The 502-nt window shown below is 68.9% G+C and carries 1 protein-coding gene; it reads left to right on the top strand.

Annotated features, from left to right (window positions below; genetic code table 11):
• On the top strand, positions 1 to 502 hold a 502-nt coding region (locus AC1DWF_RS39130; RefSeq protein ID WP_476843757.1), incomplete at both ends, for a tripartite tricarboxylate transporter substrate-binding protein.

The raw sequence follows: 502 nt of genomic DNA, 5'->3' as shown, positions 1-502 counted from the left end.
GGGCTGTGGAGCGTCAACGACCTGGAAGTCGTCGCCTTCCTCAACTACGACCCGACGGTCTGGATCGCGGCGGCGCGGGGACCGCTGCAGGGGCTCGATCTCCAGGCCATCGTGGCCCGGGCGAAGGAAGCGCCGGAGACGGTCCGCATCTCGATGCTGCCGCAGAGCGCCTCGGAGTTCATCATCGAGCAGGTCGAGCGCGCGACATCAGCGAAATTCGTGAAGGTTCCCTTCCAGGGCGGAATCCCGGGCATGACGGCGATGCTGGGCGGCCATATCGACCTCGCGACCGTGTTCTTCTCGGAGTTCCGGTCGCAGATGGAGGCGGGCGCGGTCCGCCCCGTCGGCGTCGCCGGTCCGGCCCGCCTGCCGGTCCTTCCCGACGTGACGACCTTCGACGAAGCGCTGGGCACCAGTGGCGTCAGCTGGGCCGCCTGGCGCTTCGCGGCCCTGCCGAAGAACGTGCCGGCCGATCGGCGCGACTATCTCACCACCATCCTAG

Source organism: Aminobacter sp. P4_D5, assembly GCF_056401815.1.
The sequence above is the reverse complement of the archived record's forward strand: the minus strand, read 5'-3'. Positions and strand labels throughout refer to the sequence as shown.